We start from the raw sequence: 2,235 nt of genomic DNA on the forward strand, positions 1-2,235 counted from the left end.
ACTACGGCAAGCCCGGACCCACCGTGATGCTCGCCGGATGGCTGCACTTCCAAGCCGCTAAGGACGGCGTCACCACACTGGCCGACAACAATGTGTGAATCCGGTAGGCGCTGCGCGCTTTCCGGGAACCATGAACGCCTGAGCTTTCAGGGTCCGGCGCCGCCGAGACGGATTCTGAGCCGCATGTGTTCATGGGTCCCGGTCTTGCTTCGCAAACCGGGATGACACCCCTACGCGATAGCCCTGCCCCAAAAGGGGGAGCAATTTTGGTGATATCAGATCGGGTCGGCTTCGATGCGTTTGTCGAGATAGGCGCCGACGCGCTTTTCGACGTCGGGGAGGTTTTCGGCCCAGAAGTGGGTGGCGCCTTCGACGACCTCGTGGTCGATGACGATGCCCTTCTGAGTGCGCAGCTTGGAGACCACGCGCTCGACCTCCACCGGCGGGACCACGGTGTCGGCGCCGCCGTGCAGGATCAGGCCCGAGGCCGGGCAGGGCGCCAGGAAGCTGAAATCGTACATGTTGGTCGGCGGCGAGACGCTGATGAAGCCGTCCGTCTCGGGGCGCCGCATCAGGAGCTGCATGCCGATCCAGGCGCCGAACGAATATCCGGCGACCCAGCATTGCGAAGCGGCCGGATTGGTCGATTGCAGCCAGTCGAGAGCCGTGGCCGCGTCGGCCAGCTCCCCGATGCCGCTGTCGAACTCGCCCTGGCTGCGACCGACGCCACGGAAGTTGAAGCGCAGGGTCGAGAAGCCGCGCTTCATGAACAGATGGAAGAGCTGCACCGCCACCGGATGGTTCATCTGGCCGCCGGCCTTGGGGTGCGGGTGCAGGATCAGCGCGATCGGCGCGGTCGGGCTCTTGCCCTGGGTGTAGCGACCCTCGATCCGCCCGGCGGCGCCGGTCAGAACCACTTCTGGCATGCCATTCCTCTCGTCAGGCGCGCAGGTCCGAATACTTGACTAACGCGCTCGGTCTTCTTAAGTCGCGAGCGTCGGCCGGTTCCGACGACGCGCCCCGTGCAGGCGGGGGCCTGTAACATATGGGACCCGCCGAATGCTCGAAAAAAAGCATCGGGCTTATTGAGAGCATTCTTGAGGAGCGACATGCGCCTTTCGACCAAGGGACGGTATGCGGTCATGGCCATGGCCGACCTGGCGCGCCGGCAGGCGGCGCTGGCGGCGGGCGACCGCGCTGTGACCCTGGCCGACATCGCCCAGCGCCAGCAAATCTCCCTGTCCTACCTCGAACAACTCTTTGCGCGCCTGCGCCGGCGCGGCCTGGTCAAGAGCCTGCGCGGTCCCGGGGGCGGATATCGCCTGGCCCGAGAGGCATGCGAGACCAGCATCGCCGACATCGTCCTGGCGGTGGACGAGCCGCTGCGCGCCACCCGCTGCGGGGCGGCGCAGAGCAAGGGCTGCATGCTGAAGGGCGAGCGCTGCATAACCCACGATCTGTGGGACGAGATGGGCCGACACCTGCACAGCTATCTCGCCTCGGTGACGCTCGCCGACCTGGTGGATGGCCGCTTCTCCCGGCGGGAGGCGGCATGAGCCGCATCTACCTGGATTGCAACGCCAGCGCTCCGATGCGCCCGGAGGCGATCGAGGCGATGAGCCGCGCCTTCGCCGCGCCGGGCAACCCCTCCTCGGTGCACGCCGCCGGCCGCGCCGCGCGCGCCCTGGTCGAGGAGGCCCGCAACGCCGTGGCGGCTCTGATCGGGGGGCCGGCCTCCACGGTGGTCTTCACCTCGGGCGGGACCGAGGCGAACGCACTGGCCATCGAGAGCGCCGTCGCGACCGGGTCGAAGCGCCTGATCGTCAGCGCCATCGAGCATGACAGCGTGCTGGAGAGCGCCAAGGCGAGCGGAGCGGTGATGGAATTGGCGCCGGTGAGCGCCGACGGCGTCGTCGACATCGTCTGGCTTTCCGAACGGCTGGGGCGCTGGGACCCCGCCGACGGGCGACCGTTCGTCGCCCTGATGCACGCCAACAACGAGACCGGCGTGATCCAGCCGGTGCGCGAAGCCTCCGAGGTCGTCCATGCGGCCGAGGGCTGGCTGCATGTCGACGCGGTCCAGAGCGCCGGAAAGATCGTCGCCGACAGCCGCGCCCTGGGCGCCGACACCCTGGCCGTTTCGGCCCACAAGCTCGGCGGGCCGCAGGGCGTGGGCGCCCTGACCTTCGGCCCCCGCGCGACCCTGGTGCGCCGCCAGCATGGCGGCGGGCAGGA

Annotated in this window: 3 protein-coding genes; 2 read left to right on the forward strand and 1 reads right to left on the reverse strand. The window is 68.5% G+C overall.

What is annotated here, in order from left to right:
• Positions 1 to 275 precede the first annotated feature (275 nt).
• Complete coding sequence (locus ACE3TL_RS16915) at positions 276 to 926, reverse strand: alpha/beta hydrolase (protein WP_374533381.1); 651 nt, start codon at positions 924 to 926, stop codon at positions 276 to 278.
• 183 nt (positions 927 to 1,109) lie between these two features.
• On the opposite strand from ACE3TL_RS16915, the gene ACE3TL_RS16920 reads away from it, so the two are divergent.
• Together ACE3TL_RS16920 and ACE3TL_RS16925 are read left to right on the forward strand one after the other, a co-directional pair.
• Positions 1,110 to 1,556, forward strand: coding sequence for an Rrf2 family transcriptional regulator (locus tag ACE3TL_RS16920; protein WP_374579825.1), 447 nt, complete (start codon positions 1,110 to 1,112; stop codon positions 1,554 to 1,556).
• A partial coding sequence (locus ACE3TL_RS16925) for a cysteine desulfurase family protein (protein ID WP_374579826.1) occupies positions 1,553 to 2,235 on the forward strand: 683 nt, incomplete at its 3' end. The genes ACE3TL_RS16920 and ACE3TL_RS16925, both read left to right, overlap by 4 nt.

The organism is Phenylobacterium sp. (assembly GCF_041920015.1).
Classification (GTDB): domain Bacteria; phylum Pseudomonadota; class Alphaproteobacteria; order Caulobacterales; family Caulobacteraceae; genus Phenylobacterium.

Excerpts from the sequence above, each read along its gene's own strand:
- ACE3TL_RS16915 (WP_374533381.1), bottom strand. The coding sequence starts at position 926 with ATGCCAGAAGTGGTTCTGACCGGCGCCGCCGGGCGGATCGAGGGTCGC.
- ACE3TL_RS16920 (WP_374579825.1), top strand. The coding sequence starts at position 1,110 with ATGCGCCTTTCGACCAAGGGACGGTATGCGGTCATGGCCATGGCCGAC.